Annotated in this window: 16 protein-coding genes; 8 read left to right on the top strand and 8 right to left on the bottom strand. The window is 71.4% G+C overall.

Annotated features, from left to right (window positions below):
- Positions 1-117 precede the first annotated feature (117 nt).
- A complete protein-coding gene (locus tag AC3EN4_RS25270; RefSeq protein WP_422736143.1) occupies positions 118-351 on the bottom strand; it encodes a sulfurtransferase TusA family protein in 234 nt (77 codons plus the stop codon).
- Complete coding sequence (locus tag AC3EN4_RS25265) at positions 348-1,499, bottom strand: cysteine desulfurase family protein (RefSeq protein ID WP_435208307.1); 1,152 nt, start codon at positions 1,497-1,499, stop codon at positions 348-350. The genes AC3EN4_RS25270 and AC3EN4_RS25265 overlap by 4 nt, the downstream gene beginning before the upstream one ends.
- Before the next feature lie 170 nt (positions 1,500-1,669).
- Here AC3EN4_RS25265 and ctaC point away from each other — a divergent pair, with 170 nt between their 5' ends.
- From ctaC to AC3EN4_RS25250, 3 genes are all read left to right on the top strand, one after another.
- Positions 1,670-2,641 (top strand): aa3-type cytochrome oxidase subunit II, encoded by a 972-nt coding sequence (gene ctaC / locus AC3EN4_RS25260; RefSeq protein ID WP_422736141.1) that lies wholly within the window; start codon positions 1,670-1,672, stop codon positions 2,639-2,641.
- 9 nt (positions 2,642-2,650) lie between these two features.
- The gene (locus AC3EN4_RS25255) at positions 2,651-3,076 is read left to right on the top strand and encodes a cytochrome c oxidase subunit 4 (RefSeq protein ID WP_422736140.1); all 426 of its coding nucleotides are present in this window, start codon (positions 2,651-2,653) and stop codon (positions 3,074-3,076) included.
- A gap of 303 nt (positions 3,077-3,379) precedes the next feature.
- A complete protein-coding gene (locus AC3EN4_RS25250; RefSeq protein WP_435208305.1) occupies positions 3,380-3,586 on the top strand; it encodes a hypothetical protein in 207 nt (68 codons plus the stop codon).
- 323 nt (positions 3,587-3,909) lie between these two features.
- Here the strand turns inward: AC3EN4_RS25250 and trpD are convergent, their stop codons facing one another.
- The 3 genes from trpD to AC3EN4_RS25235 form a co-directional block, all read right to left on the bottom strand.
- On the bottom strand, positions 3,910-4,974 hold the full coding sequence (gene trpD / locus AC3EN4_RS25245; RefSeq protein ID WP_435208303.1) for an anthranilate phosphoribosyltransferase: 1,065 nt from the start codon (positions 4,972-4,974) through the stop codon (positions 3,910-3,912).
- A gap of 91 nt (positions 4,975-5,065) precedes the next feature.
- Positions 5,066-5,461: a response regulator gene (locus tag AC3EN4_RS25240; protein WP_355236420.1), complete on the bottom strand. Its 396-nt coding sequence runs from the start codon at positions 5,459-5,461 to the stop codon at positions 5,066-5,068.
- Between the two features lie 109 nt (positions 5,462-5,570).
- On the bottom strand, positions 5,571-6,560 hold the full coding sequence (locus AC3EN4_RS25235) for a cytochrome c oxidase assembly protein (RefSeq protein ID WP_435208301.1): 990 nt from the start codon (positions 6,558-6,560) through the stop codon (positions 5,571-5,573).
- 108 nt (positions 6,561-6,668) lie between these two features.
- Between AC3EN4_RS25235 and ctaE the strand changes: the two genes are divergently transcribed.
- The 5 genes from ctaE (at position 6,669) to AC3EN4_RS25210 (ending at position 11,843) form a co-directional block, all read left to right on the top strand.
- Complete coding sequence (gene ctaE / locus AC3EN4_RS25230; protein WP_355236426.1) at positions 6,669-7,268, top strand: aa3-type cytochrome oxidase subunit III; 600 nt, start codon at positions 6,669-6,671, stop codon at positions 7,266-7,268.
- Between the two features lie 72 nt (positions 7,269-7,340).
- Positions 7,341-8,180 carry a cytochrome bc1 complex diheme cytochrome c subunit gene (gene qcrC / locus AC3EN4_RS25225; RefSeq protein ID WP_435208299.1) on the top strand — a complete coding sequence of 280 codons (840 nt, stop codon included), beginning with the start codon at positions 7,341-7,343 and terminating at the stop codon, positions 8,178-8,180.
- Between the two features lie 64 nt (positions 8,181-8,244).
- Positions 8,245-9,339, top strand: coding sequence for a cytochrome bc1 complex Rieske iron-sulfur subunit (gene qcrA, locus AC3EN4_RS25220; protein WP_435208297.1), 1,095 nt, complete (start codon positions 8,245-8,247; stop codon positions 9,337-9,339).
- Entirely contained in the window at positions 9,336-10,967 is a 1,632-nt protein-coding gene (gene qcrB, locus AC3EN4_RS25215; protein WP_435208295.1) for a cytochrome bc1 complex cytochrome b subunit, read from the top strand. Before qcrA ends, qcrB begins: the two co-directional genes overlap by 4 nt.
- Before the next feature lie 195 nt (positions 10,968-11,162).
- Entirely contained in the window at positions 11,163-11,843 is a 681-nt protein-coding gene (locus tag AC3EN4_RS25210) for a DUF4142 domain-containing protein (protein ID WP_435208294.1), read from the top strand.
- Positions 11,844-11,931: 88 nt separating this feature from the next.
- On the opposite strand, the gene AC3EN4_RS25205 is transcribed toward AC3EN4_RS25210, so the two are convergent.
- Genes AC3EN4_RS25205 through AC3EN4_RS25195 form a run of 3 tightly spaced genes read right to left on the bottom strand, consistent with a single transcriptional unit; the run spans position 11,932 to position 13,649 of the window.
- Complete coding sequence (locus AC3EN4_RS25205) at positions 11,932-12,219, bottom strand: Lrp/AsnC family transcriptional regulator (RefSeq protein ID WP_422736132.1); 288 nt, start codon at positions 12,217-12,219, stop codon at positions 11,932-11,934.
- 36 nt (positions 12,220-12,255) lie between these two features.
- Positions 12,256-13,110 (bottom strand): sugar phosphate nucleotidyltransferase, encoded by an 855-nt coding sequence (locus AC3EN4_RS25200; protein WP_435208292.1) that lies wholly within the window; start codon positions 13,108-13,110, stop codon positions 12,256-12,258.
- Positions 13,107-13,649 carry an NUDIX hydrolase gene (locus AC3EN4_RS25195; RefSeq protein WP_422736130.1) on the bottom strand — a complete coding sequence of 181 codons (543 nt, stop codon included), beginning with the start codon at positions 13,647-13,649 and terminating at the stop codon, positions 13,107-13,109. The genes AC3EN4_RS25200 and AC3EN4_RS25195 overlap by 4 nt, the downstream gene beginning before the upstream one ends.
- Positions 13,650-13,678: the final 29 nt, after the last annotated feature.

The following is a 13,678-nucleotide window of genomic DNA, read 5'->3' as shown; positions in this document are numbered from 1 at the left end:
CCACACCTCTCGCCGATCTTGCACTTTGTGTCGAAGTTTCGCGGCTCTTGTCCGCTCTTGTCGCGACAGAAAGTGCAAGATCGCGGGGGTATAGGGGGGCGGGGAGGGGAGAGGGGGCTAGTGGGTGCGGCGGAGGTCGTAGGCGGGGCCTTCGGGGCCTGTCAGGGCACCCAGGAACTCCTGGCCGCGCATTCGGCACCAGGCCGGGATGTCCACGGCCGCGGCCGGGTCGTCGGCGAGTACCCGTACGACCGTGCCGACCGGCACCTCGGGCATCCGCCGGGCCGCCGCGATCACCGGGAGCGGGCACCGCTGACCCCGGCAGTCGATCACCTCGTCCGGCATCGTCACAGCCCGACCACCCCGGCGTCGGCCCGCAGCCCGGCGACGATCCCGGGCAGCTCGGCGAGGAACCGCTCGACGTCCTCCTCGGTCGTGTCCCGGTGCAGGCTGACCCGTACGTTGCCGTGCGAGAGCACCCCCATCGCCTCCAACACGTGCGACGGCCGCAGCGTCGACGACGTGCAGGACGAACCGGACGACACCGCGAACCCGCGCCGGTCCAGCGCGTGCAGCAGGGTCTCGCCGTCGACGTACAGGCAGGAGAACGTCACCAGGTGCGGCAGCCGCAGCACCGGGTCGCCGACCACCTCCACGTCGGGCACCTGGGCCGCCACCCGCGCCCGGATCCGGTCCACCAGCGGGGACAGCCGGGCCTGCTCGGCGGCCGCGTCGGCCGCCGCCGCGCGCAGGCTCGCCGCCGCCGCCACCACCGCGGGCAGGTTCACCACCCCGGGGGTACGACCACCCTCCCGCTCGTCGGCCGGCCACGGCGACTCCCAGCGGGTGCCCTTGCGCACCGCCAGCAGCCCCACCCCGGGTGGCCCGCCCCACTTGTGCGCGCTGGCGCTGAGCACCGACCAGCCGGCCGGCAGCGGCACCCGCCCGACCGACTGCGCCGCGTCCACGTACAGCGGCACCCCGACCTCCGCGCACACGGCCGCCGCCTCGGCGACCGGCTGCACGGTGCCCACCTCGTGACTGGCGCTGATCAGCGCGGCCAGCGCGACCCCGGGCGCCCGGACGGCGTCCGACCAGGCGGCCAGGTCCAGCCGACCCACCCGGTCCACGGGTACGGAGGTGGCGGCGCCGCCGGCCGCGACGTGCCGCTCGGCGGCGTGCAGCACGGCGGAGTGCTCGATCGCCGAGTGCACCAGGGTCGCCCCGACCCGACGCCGTCCCGCCAGCGCGCCGAGCACCGCGCCGTGGGCTGCGGTCGTACCGCTGGGGGTGAAGGACAGCTCGTCGGCGCGGACGCCGAGCGTCTGCGCGGCGGCCTCGCGGGCGGCGTCCAGCAGTTGTCGCGCACGGCGTGCCTGGCCGTAGAGCTTTCCCGGGTCGGCCCAACCGTCCTCCAGGGCCGCCAGCAGCGCCTGCCGGGCGACCGGATGCAGCGGCGCGGCCGTCGCCGCGTCCAGGTAGACCGGGGATGCGCTCATGGCGCCTTAGGTTATCGCGACGTTATGCCCAGGATCCCCCCGATGGGGGCGGACAGTGACCCCACCACGGTCGAGTCCGTCATGGTCGAGTAATCTGCGACCGTCGGTGACGCCTTTGCCGCCGGTGCTGACGAAGGACGCACCGCGGCGCGCTAGGGAGGCAGGACCAGGTGGTCGCAAGGAGTTCGGAGGTACGGCCGACGGCCGTACGGCACGGTGCTGCCCCACGGGTCGGTGGACGCCGGGGACGTGGTGCCGGTCGGCTGGCCGGGCTCGGTCTCGGGGGCGTGGCTCTGCTGGTTCTGCTCACGGGCTGTGACGTCGGCAAGACGTTCGGCGGCTTCGGTTGGCCCCAGGGCGGCATCACCCCCGAGTCGCACCGGATGTACGACCTGTGGATCGCCTCCTGCGTCGCCGCGCTCGCGGTCGGCGTCTTCGTGTGGGGCCTGATCTTCTGGTGCGTCGTGCGGTACCGCAAGCGCGGCAACGCGCTGCCGGTGCAGACCCGCTACAACCTGCCGATGGAGTTCCTCTACACCATCGCGCCGATCCTGATCGTCTCCGTGCTCTTCTACTACACGGCGATCGTGCAGACCGACGTCGACAAGCTGTCGAAGAACCCGGACGTCACGGTTGAGGTCGTCGCGTTCAAGTGGAACTGGCAGTTCAACTACCGTGACGGGCAGGGCACCGAGGCCAAGACCACCGCGTCGACGCTCGGCACCAGCGAGGTCATCCCGGTGCTCGTGCTGCCGACCAACCGGTCCATCCGGTTCGAGGAGACCAGCCGCGACGTCATCCACTCCTTCTGGGTGCCGGAGCTGCTGTTCAAGCGGGACGTCATGCCCGGCAAGATCCGCAACGTGTTCGAGGTCTCCAGCCTCGACGCCGAGGGCGCGTACGTCGGCCGCTGCGCCGAGCTGTGCGGCAGCTACCACGCGTTCATGAACTTCGAGCTGCGGGTCGTCTCGCCGGAGAAGTACGACCAGTTCCTCGCGGCCAAGCAGGGCGGCAAGTCCACCCAGGAGGCGCTGGCCCAGATCGGCGAGGAGCCGTACGCGCAGACCACCAAGCCGTTCGACACCCGACGGACGCAGAGCAACTTCAACCCGGACAGCGCTCCGGCCGGCACGGGAAGCTGAGGCAGCCGCATGAAGACCGAGTGGCGTATCTTCCTGATCATCGCCGGTTTCCTCTTCGGCGCCACCATCCTCTACGGCGCCTGGACGCACGGTGAGTCCGGCAACATCGAGTGGGTGGGCACCGTAGCCCTGGCGCTGTCGTTCCTGCTCTGCTCGATGTGCGGTGGCTTCTTCTGGTTCGTCTCCCGGCGTATCGACCTGCGCCCCGAGGACCGGGCCGACGCCGAGATCTCCGACGGCGCCGGCGAGGTCGGCTTCTTCAGCCCGGGCAGCTACTGGCCGTTCGGTCTGGCGCTGGCCGCCGCAATCGCCGCGCTGGGCATGGTGTTCTGGCAGTTCTGGCTGATCGGCCTCGGCCTGGTGGCGGTCGTCTTCGCCGCCTGCGGCCTGCTGTTCGAGTACTACACCGGCACCCGGCGCACCGCCGAGCACTGATCGACCCGGTCGCCCCGGCGACCGGCCGCGTGCCGCTCCGAAGGCCCGCACCCCCACCGGGGGAGCGGGCCTTCGTGGTGGGCGGGCCGCCGCGTGATCGACTCGGTTTGCCGGAAGTCGCGGCGTCCGGCCGCCCCGGACACCCCGCTTCCCGTGATGTCGAGTGGATCAAGCAGGCGCGGCGGTGGGCGCGGAGATTTGTCGGACCCGCGTGGGAAACTACAGGTGAGTAGTTCTCCGCTTCCGTTGTGCGTCGTTGTCGCGTTCCGGAGCGGGTCGCCTGGAGTGAGAAGGAGACGCCCGATGTCGCACCGCGATCTCTACTGCGACGTCTGCGAGGGCGTGACGCCGTTCGAGGCGGCGCCCTGCGCCGACGGCCACGGCAGCGACTGTCCCGAGCTGGTCTGCACCGGCTGCGGCGCGGCCGTGGTGATCGCCACGCTCGTCGCCCCCGTCACCCGACTGGCCGAGCGTCGTCGCCGCCAGCCCACCCGCCGCCACGCCGCCTGACGCGCGCCACCCCCCGACCGGCCGCGAATCGCCAGCCCCGCAACGCCGCCGTCCCCACGCCGCCGGTGTGGTGGCGTCCTGTCGCGCCGATGGCGCCAGGTCGCCGATGTCGCTGCGTCCCGCCGCGCCGATGGCGCCACGTCGCCGAAGTCGGGGCGTCTCGCCGCGCCGATGGCGCCACGTCGCCGAAGTCGGGGCGTCTCGCCGCGCCGATGGCGCCACGTCGCCGAAGTCGGGGCGTCTCGCCGCGCCGATGGCGCCACGTCGCCGACCTGGTCGGTCTGTCGCGCGTGGCGGCTGATCGTGCGGGGCGGCTGTGCCGGTCAGGCGGTGGCCGTGGCCTCGGCGGCGGTGGCGGTCGCGATCCAGCGCTCCAGGACGCCGGCCGCCGCGCCCGAGTCGATCGACTCGGCGGCGCGGTCCAGGCCGGCGCGCAGCGCCTCGGTCAGGTCGCCGTCGAGGGGGCCCTGCGTGGCGAGCGCCGCCGCCGCGTTGACCAGCACCGCGTCGCGGACCGGGCCGGTCTCGCCGGCCAGTAGACGACGGGCCACCCCGGCGTTGTACGCGGCGTCACCGCCGCGCAGGTCGGCGAGGGTGGCCCGGGGCACGCCCAGGTCGGTCGCGTCCAGCACGGCCTCACGGACGGTGCCGTTCTGCGCCGCCCAGACGCGGGTCGGCGCGGCGGTGGTGAACTCGTCCAGCCCGTCCTCGCCGCGCATCACCAGCACCGAGTCGCCGCGGGCGGCGAACACGTCGGCCATCACCGAGGCCATCCGCGCGTCGAAGCAGCCGACCGCGCCGGCGCGGGGGCGGGCCGGGTTGGTCAGCGGGCCGAGGAAGTTGAACACGGTGGGGACGCCCAGCTCCCGGCGGACCGGTCCGGTGTGCCGCATCCCCTGGTGGAACCGGGCGGCGAAGCAGAACCCGATGCCGGCCTCGGTGACGCAGCGCACGATGGCGTCCGGGTCGAGGTCGAGCGGGATGCCGAGGAACTCCAGCAGATCGGCGGTGCCGCAGGAGGAGGACGCGGCACGGTTGCCGTGCTTGACCACCCGGACGCCGGCTCCCGCCACGACGAGCGCGGCCATGGTGGAGATGTTGACCGTGTGGGCGAGGTCACCGCCGGTGCCCACCACGTCCAGCGCGGTGGAGCGCAGCTCGTCGGGGAGGTCGACCGGGACGGCCCGGCTCAACATCGTCTCCACCAGGCCGGCCAGCTCGGCCGAGGTCTCACCCTTGGCCCGCAGCGCCACCGCGAAGCCCGCCACCTGGGCCGGGGTGGCCGAGCCGGCCATGATCTCGCCCATCGCCCAGGCGGTGTCGGCGGTGGTCAGCTCCTCGCCGCGCAGCAGCGAGTTGAGCAGGTGCGGCCAGGTCCGATCGCCCATGGCGGGCCTCCCGAGCGTACGAAGTGCGGGTGGGCTGGAGCCGGCGCTGGCTCGGCCGGCGCCGTTGTCGGTGCCGGTTGACGCGGGGACGTCAGGCGGGTGCGTGCGTCCGCAGCAGCTCGGCCACCGTGCTGCCGGTGGTCACCGGGTCGAGCGGGTGCACCAGCGTCGCGTCGACCTCGGCGTACGCGGCGAGCCATCGGTCCGCGGCGCGGGCGATCACGAGGCAGGTGGGGGGCGCGTCGTCCCGGTCGTCCTTGATCTGCCGGGCGATGCCGATGCCGCCGCCGGGGCTCGCCTCGCCGTCCAGCAGCAGCAGGTCGATCTCGTAGTCGTCGACCAGCCGGATGGTCTCGGCGTAGGTCGACGCGTCGACGAACTCGATCTGCAGCCCGGGCGCGGGCCGGGTGCCCACGGCGAGCCGCATCCGGTCCCGGACCTGCGGGTCGTCGCTGTAGAGCAGGACGGTGCACAGACGCTCACTCATGCCGACACTCCGCTTCCAACCTCGTAGCTGCCCGCCGATCGTACCGGCCGACGTGACGTACCTGACACGCCGCCCGGCCGGGAGGCGTTGGTCGTACCGTCTGCGCAGCTCAGGCGGTCGCGGCGTCGGCGGCGCGGTCGCGGGCCTCCTGGCGGTCCAGCTCGCGGTCGACGCGGCGGGCCTCCCGTTCGGACTGCTTGACCCACTGCACGACCAGCACCGCGAGCATGGTCACGCTGACGAACTCGCCGCCGGCCCAGAGGATGCCGCCGGCGACCACCTGGTCGGCCTTGGGGTCGGCCCAGCTCAGGTTGAGCGACGGGTACCAGTCGCCGCCGAAGAGCGTGGTGCTCTGCATGATGGTGAGCCCGAGCACGGTGTGGAACGGTACGGAGAGCAGCATCAGCAGCGCCCGGGCCGGGTACGGCCAGCGGCCGGGCAACGGGTCCAGGCCGAGCAGCGGCCAGAAGAACACGCAGCCGGTCAGGATGAAGTGGGCGTGCACCAACTCGTGCGCCCAGGCGTGCTCCAGCGTGAAGCGGTACAGGTCACTGAAGTACAGGGCGAACGGGTTGACCACGAAGATGGCGAACGCCACCAGCGGGAAGGTGTAGATCCGGGCGATCCGGCTGTGCACGATCGCCAGGAGACGCTTGCGCGGCCCGACGGGCAGGGTCCGCAGAGCGAGGGTCATGGGCGCGCCCAGCGCCAGGAAGATCGGCGACACCATGGAGAGCACCATGTGCTGGACCATGTGCACCGACAGCAGCGCGGTGTCGTAGGCGTGCAGCCCGCTGACCGTGACCAGCGCGATGCCGCCGAGGCCGGGGCCGAGGAAGAAGACGGTACGGGCGACCGGCCAGCGGTCGCCGCGGATGCGCAGCCGGTGTACCCCGTACAGGTAGAGACCGGCGGCGAGCACCAGGCCGAGGGCCAGCCAGCTGTCCAGCCGGGTCTCGGTCAGCACCGCGCCGATGGTGAACGGTGGCGGGGTCGCCTCAGCCCCGGCGGCGAGCGGGGACGGGCCCGTCGAGGTGGCCGCGAGCACATCGGCCGGGACGGCCGAGGTGGCGGTGAGGATGGGATCGACGTGCAGCACGCTTTTCAGGCTAGGCCAGGCGAACCGGACCCTGACGCCCGGGCCACGGAAGGCGCAGGTTTGCCACCCCGCTGATCGCCGGCCCCGGTCAGGGGCAATAATGACGGCGTGACTGCGGCCCCAGCCATTGACAAGAGCCGGATCCACTCTCTGACGCGACCCAACATGGTCAGCGTGGGGACGATCGTGTGGCTCTCCAGCGAACTCATGTTCTTCGCGGCGCTCTTCGCGATGTACTTCTCGATCCGCGCGGCTGCGCCGGAGCAGTGGGAGAAGCACACCGAGTCGCTGAACATCCCGTACGCGACCACCTTCACGGTGATCCTGGTGCTGTCCTCGGTGACCTGCCAGCTCGGCGTCTTCGCGGCGGAGAAGGGTGACGTGCACGCGCTGCGTCGCTGGTTCACCGTCACCTTCGTGATGGGCCTGATCTTCGTGCTCGGCCAGGTGAACGAGTACCGCCACCTGGTGGAGGACGGCGTCAAGATCAACGCCGACGGCTACGGCTCGATGTTCTACCTGACGACCGGCTTCCACGGCCTGCACGTGACCGGCGGTCTCATCGCCTTCATCATCTTCATGGTCCGCACGACCATGGGCCGGTTCACCCCGGCGCAGGCGACCTCGGCGATCGTCGTGTCGTACTACTGGCACTTCGTCGACGTCGTGTGGATCGGCCTGTACGCCATGATCTACTGGCTTCAGTGATCTTGGCGCGTCACGAACCGCGCCGCTGCTCCGTCCCCTGAGACAAGGTCCAACCGGTTAAGGACACAGCTCATGACTTCTGACAACGACCGCCGACGCGGCCTGCTCGCGCGGTTGCGCGGGCGGTCCGCCGCGCGCAGCAGGGGCCGCCGCCGGCTGGGCGCCGCGGTCCGGCTGATCGCGGCGCTGATGCTCGCCGGCGGCGCCTACACCGTCTTCGCCCCCGGTGCGCAGGCGCAGGACAATCCGCCGCTCACCGGCGCCGCAGCCGAGGGCAAGGCGCTGTTCGACGTGAGCTGTGTGACCTGCCACGGACGCAACGCCCAGGGCGTCGAGGGCCGCGGGCCGAGCCTGATCGGCGTCGGCGCGGCCTCGGTCGAGTTCCAGGTCAGCTCGGGCCGCATGCCGCTGGCCCGGCAGGAGGCCCAGGCGCACCGCAAGCCCCCGGTCTTCACCGACGAGCAGACCCGGCAGCTCGCCCAGTACATCCAGGAACTCGGCGGCGGTCCGGTCGTCCCGGGCACCGACGACGACCTGCACAAGAGTGGCAACGTCGCGGCCGGCGGCGAGCTGTTCCGGATCAACTGCTCGCAGTGCCACGCCTTCGGCGGTGGCGGCGGCGCGCTCTCCTCGGGCAAGTTCGCCCCGAGCCTGCACCCGGCGACCGACCGGCAGATCTACGCGGCGATGCTGAGCGGCCCGCAGAACATGCCGGTGTTCGGCGACAACCAGATCACGCCGGAGCAGAAGGCCGACATCATCGCCTACATCCAGGAGACGCTGAAGACCGACCAGGACCCGGGCGGGTTCAACCTCGGTCGGTACGGGCCGTCCACCGAGGGCCTGGCGATCTTCCTGGTTGGCATCGTGGCGCTCGTGTTCGCTAGCCTGTGGATTGCGGGTAAGTCGTGACCGAGCGGATCTTCAGTTTCACCGCCGTGGTGCCGCTCGGCGCCACCCGTAGCGAGGTGACGGCATGAGCACGCACACCGAGCACCAGGCCCCCCGGGGTCCGGAGCCGCTCGACGTGAACGACCCCAGGCTGAGCCGGTTCGACATCGTCCGTGAGGGCGCGCGTCGGGACGACATCGAGATCGTCCACTACGAGCCGCAGGTGCTGCCGGGCACCAAGGCGGAGCGTCGGCTGACCCGCGTGGTGGCCGGGTTCTTCCTGATCACCGGTCTGGCCGCGACCGCCTTCCTGGCCATCTACATCTGGTGGCCGTGGCAGTACGAGCCGGGCCGCGGCGGCGACAAGTTCTACACGCCGCTGCTGGGCGCCACCCTCGGCGTGGCCCTGCTCGCCGTCGGCTTCGGCATCCTGACCTGGGGCAAGAAGTTGCTGCCCAAGGAGGTCTCGATCCAGGACCGGCACGAGGGTCAGGTCGACTCCGAGGGTCGCACCATCACCGGCCAGACCATGCTCTACCTGGCCGACGAGATGGGCATCAAGCGTCGTCCGCTGCTCGGCATCTCGCTGCTGGCCGGTCTCGCGCCGGTCGCCGCGGTCGCCGCGGCCCCTCTGGTCGGTGGGCTGATCTCCCAGCCGCACAAGAACAACCAGATGTTCACCACCGGGTTCGCCCCGACCGAGAACGGGCAGAAGATCCGCCTGGTCCGCGAGGACGGCCGACCGGTACGCCCGGCGGACGTCAGCGTCGGTGGTCAGTTGACGGTGTTCCCGGGCATCGAGCACGGCGTCAGCAACCGGCACGCCGACTCGCCGACGCTGCTGATCCACCTGCGGGACTCGGACGCCCAGAAGTCCCGCGAGGCCAACTCGCGTCCCGACGTCGGTCACGGTGACTACATGTGGGGCAACTACGCGGCGTTCTCCAAGATCTGCACGCACGCCGGCTGCCCCGCGAGCCTGTACGAGCAGCAGACCAACCGGCTGCTCTGCCCGTGCCACCAGTCCCAGTTCCTGATCACCGACAACGCCAAGCCCGTCTTCGGCCCCGCCAGCCGGCGGCTACCGCAGTTGCCCATCGAGGTCGACTCCGAGGGCTTCTTCGTGGCGAAGTCCGACTACACCGAGACCATCGGGCCTGACTTCTGGGAGCGGCCATGAAGCGTCGAAAGTTTGACCTGGCGGCCACGCCGGGCAAGGCCGCGGCGGGGGTGGACGACCGCTTCGCGGTAGCCACGCCGCTGCGCAAGCTGCTGAACAAGGTCTTCCCGGACCACTGGTCGTTCCTGCTGGGCGAGATCGCGCTCTTCTCGTTCATCGTCCTGCTGCTGACCGGTGTGTTCCTCACCTTCTTCTACGAGCCGGCGATGACCGAGGTGGTCTACGACGGCAGCTACGCGCCGTTGCAGGGCACGCCGATGTCCGCCGCGTACGCCTCCAGCCTGGACCTGTCGTTCGACGTCCGGGGCGGTCTGGTGATGCGGCAGATGCACCACTGGGCGGCGCTGCTGTTCATGGCCGCGATCGTCGTGCACATGCTGCGGGTGTTCTTCACCGGCGCCTTCCGCAAGCCGCGCGAGACCAACTGGATCATCGGCTCGCTGCTGTTCTGGGTCGGCTTCCTGGCGGGCTTCACCGGCTACTCGCTGCCGGACGACGGCCTGTCCGGCACCGGTCTGCGGATCGCCTCCGCGATCATGCTGTCCATCCCGGTGGTGGGCTCCTGGCTCACGTCGTCGATCTTCGGTGGCGAGTTCCCCGGCACGATCATCATCAGCCGGTTCTTCATCGCCCACGTCCTGCTGATCCCGGGCCTGCTGCTCGCGCTGATCAGCGTCCACCTGGGTCTGGTCTTCAAGCAGAAGCACACCCAGTGGCCCGGCCCCGGCCGGACCAACAACAACGTGGTCGGCGAGCGGATGTTCCCCCGCTACGCGTTGAAGCAGGGCGGCTTCTTCATGGTCGTCTTCGGCGTCATCGCGCTGCTGGGCGGTCTGTTCCAGATCAACCCGATCTGGCTGTTCGGCCCGTACGAGGCGTGGGTGGTCTCGGCCGCCAGCCAGCCCGACTGGTACGTCATGTTCCTCGACGGGTCGACCCGACTCATGCCGGCGTGGGAGATCAACATCCCGATCGGCGACGGGTACGTCATCCCGCCGCTGTTCTGGCCGACGGTCGTGCTGCCCGGCATCCTGGTCGGCCTGTCGACGATGTACCCGTTCCTGGAGGCCCGGCACCTCAAGGACCGCAAGAGCCACAACCTGCTCCAGCGGCCCCGCGACGTTCCGGCCCGTACGGCCGTGGGCGCCATGGCCGTCGCCTTCTACATCGTGCTGACGCTCTCGGGCGCCAACGACGTGATCGCCGACAAGTTCCAGATCAGCCTGAACGCGATGACCTGGGCCGGCCGGATCGGCCTGCTGGTGCTCCCGCCGCTGGCGTACTACGTCACCTACCGGCTCTGCCTCGGTCTGCAGCAGCACGACCGGGAGGTGCTCGCGCACGGCGTGGAGACCGGCATCATCCGGCGTCTGCCGGACGGTCGGTTCGTCGAGGTCCACCAGCCGCTCAGCGCGTCGAACGGGCACGCGGACGGCCACGGTGAGCTGGAGTACGCCGGCTGGGTGGTGCCGAAGAAGATGAACCGGCTCGGGGCTCTCGGCCCGGCGGTCCGGGGCTTCTTCTACCCGATCGAGAAGCCGGTCGAGGCGCCGGTCTCGCCGGGTCACCCGCCGGTCGAGCCCCGTGCAGACCGCGCGGAGATCGGCAGCGGCGAGAGCCGCCGCTGACCTCCCGACAGCACCGTCATGTGACGCCCGCCGGACTTCCGGCGGGCGTCACGTCGTTCTGGCAGCCCCGCCGCCCAACCGAGCAGGAGTCGGACGGGCACGGCGGGACCGGTCGACCCCGCGCGTCGGGCGATCGCAGGAATAACCCCGGTGAGCCGGGTATCCGTGCGGTCCAACGTCTCAAGGGGGGGAAGCATGTTGGGTCTCAAACGCCTCGGCCTGTTGGCCGCGCTGGTGCTGGTCGGCGTCGCGCCGGCCGCGGCCGCGCAGGCAGCGGCACAGCCGTCGACGCAGGACACCCAGTACCTGCAGGCGGTGCACCAGGTGAACCTTTTCGAGATCACCGCCGGTGACCTGGCGCAGCAGAAGGGCCAGAACCAGGGGGTCAAGGACCTGGGCGCGATGTTCAAGACCGACCACACCCAGCTGGACCAGACGGTGCAGCAGACCGCGTCGCAGCTCAACGTCCAGCTGCCGAACGAGCCCACGGCCGATCAGCAGGCGGTCATCGACAAGCTGAACAACGTCAGTGGCGCGGAGTTCGACCGGCTCTGGGTGACCAGTGAGCTGGCCGGTCACGTCCAGGCCATCCAGGCCACCCAGACGGAGATCTCGCAGGGCTCCGAGCAGTCGGTGGTCCAGTTGGCCCAGACGGCCCTGCCGACGCTGCAGGCGCACTACGACGAGCTGGTCCAGCTGGCCAACCAGTTGGGCATCCCGGTCCCGCAGACCAGCGCCAGCGGCACGCCCAGCCCGGGCACCTCGTCGCCGGCTCCGGGTGGCGTCACCGAGTCGCCGGCGCCGAGTGGTGGGATCACCGAGTCGCCGGAGCCGGGCCTCGGCACCACCGAGCGGCCCGCTCCCAGCGAGAGCTGATCTCGCGGTAGCGCGACGGCCGGTCCACCCCGCGCGGGGTGGACCGGCCGCGTCGCGTTCCGCCCCGGCCGCGCCCACGGCCTGCGGGTCAGTCGGCGTCCGCGAGGCCGATCGCGAACGTCTCCTCCAGGTCCAGCTTCGAGTACGCCCGGAACGCGATGTGCGACTCGGTGTTCAGCACACCCGGCACCTTGGAGATGCTGCCCGCGATGACCTGCGCGATCTGGTCGAACTCGCGGACCCGGACGATGGCGATGAGGTCGACGTGCCCGGCCACCGAGTAGACCTCGCTGACGCCGGAGACGTTGGCCAGGGCGTCGGCCACCTCGGGGATCGCGTCGGTGGCGCAGTCGATCAGCACGATGGCGGTGATCACGGGACATTTCTCCGTTCGTCGGCGTCGTCGCCCATGCTAGACCCGCACCGTACCGTCGTCGCCGAAGCGGATCACGTTCCGCAGCCGCTCGCCGTCGCGTACGGTCGCGCCCGGCCAGATCACGCTGCGCCGTACGTCGCCGTCCACCCGGGCGTACGCGCCGACGACCGACTCGACGCAGCTCCCGGTCACCGTGGCGGACCCGTCGACGAGGGCGCCGCCGGCCGCCGCGTGCAGGTTGGCGGCGAGGTAGTCGGCCGGCGTGCCGGTGTCGTAGAAGGTGCCCGGGTACGGCACCACGTCCAGCGCTCCGGCCGCCTCCGCCGGACGCCACACTGCGCGTACCAGGTCGGAGAAGACCACCGGCAGGTCGCGGACCAGTCGCCAGGGCAGCAGGGAGAAGCCGGTGAAGCAGTGCCCGGCGAAGGTGCCCGGCGCGTCCGGGTCGGCGGCGGGTTGCCCGAGCAGGCGTACGGAGTCCCGGTCCCAGCCGTCCAGCAGCGCGGCCACGTCGGGGCCCGGCGCGGTGGCCGGATCGGCCAGGTACGCGTCGGCGTTGCCGACCAGGACCGGTCGGCCGTCGATCCAGTCCCGCAGGTTAGCCACCCCGCCGGCGGTGCCGAGCGGGTCGCCGGGCTCCACCGACAGGTGGGCGCGGTCGCCGACGTGTGCGACCACCTGGTCGGCGAGGTAGCAGGCGTTCACCGCGACCCGTGCGGGACCGGTCAGGCCCAGACCGGCCACCCGCTCCAGGGCCCGGTCCAGCAGCGGCACGTTACCGACCGGGCAGAGCGCCTTGGGCACCCGTTCGGTGAGCGGGCGCAGCCGGGTGCCCTCGCCCGCGGCGAGCACGACCGCGCACACGTCGGCCGGCCAGCCCGCCCCGGTCATGGCGCGGTGTCGGGCACCGGCGGCGGGAACTGCCCGGCCAACGGCCCGATGTCGTAGTAGGCGAGCAGCCGTGCCGTCGGCCAGGTCAGCTTGGGCAGGTCGTCCAGCGGGTGCCAGGCGGCCTCGAAGACCTCCCCGCCGTCCACCACCAGCTCGGTGCGGGACGCCGGCACCTCCGTCTCGAAGACCATGTCCACCCAGCCCTTGGCGTGCACGATCGCGTTCGGCACGGCGGGACGCAGCCGGGACGGCGGCAGTCGGATGCCGGACTCCTCGAACAGCTCACGGGCCGCGCCCACGACCGGAGGCTCACCCCGGTTGAGTAGGCCGGCAGGGAGCGACCAGCCCTTGCCGGGAGGCTGGCGCAGCATCAGCAACCGACCCGCGCCCGTCGCCTCGCTGTCACGGACCAGGGTGACCGCGCCGACGATGTACTTCGGGACGGCGAGCCGGACCAGACGCCGGCGGACCGGCAGCGGCAGCCGGTAGAAGGCCTGGTAGAAGACGGCCCGACCGGTGGCGCGGGAACGGGGGATCATGACCCCAGGCTAGTGGTCACGAATGTCCT

Source organism: Micromonospora sp. bgisy143, from assembly GCF_057708145.1.
Note: the sequence above shows the minus strand (reverse complement) of the source record. Positions and strands in the feature narration are given on the sequence as shown.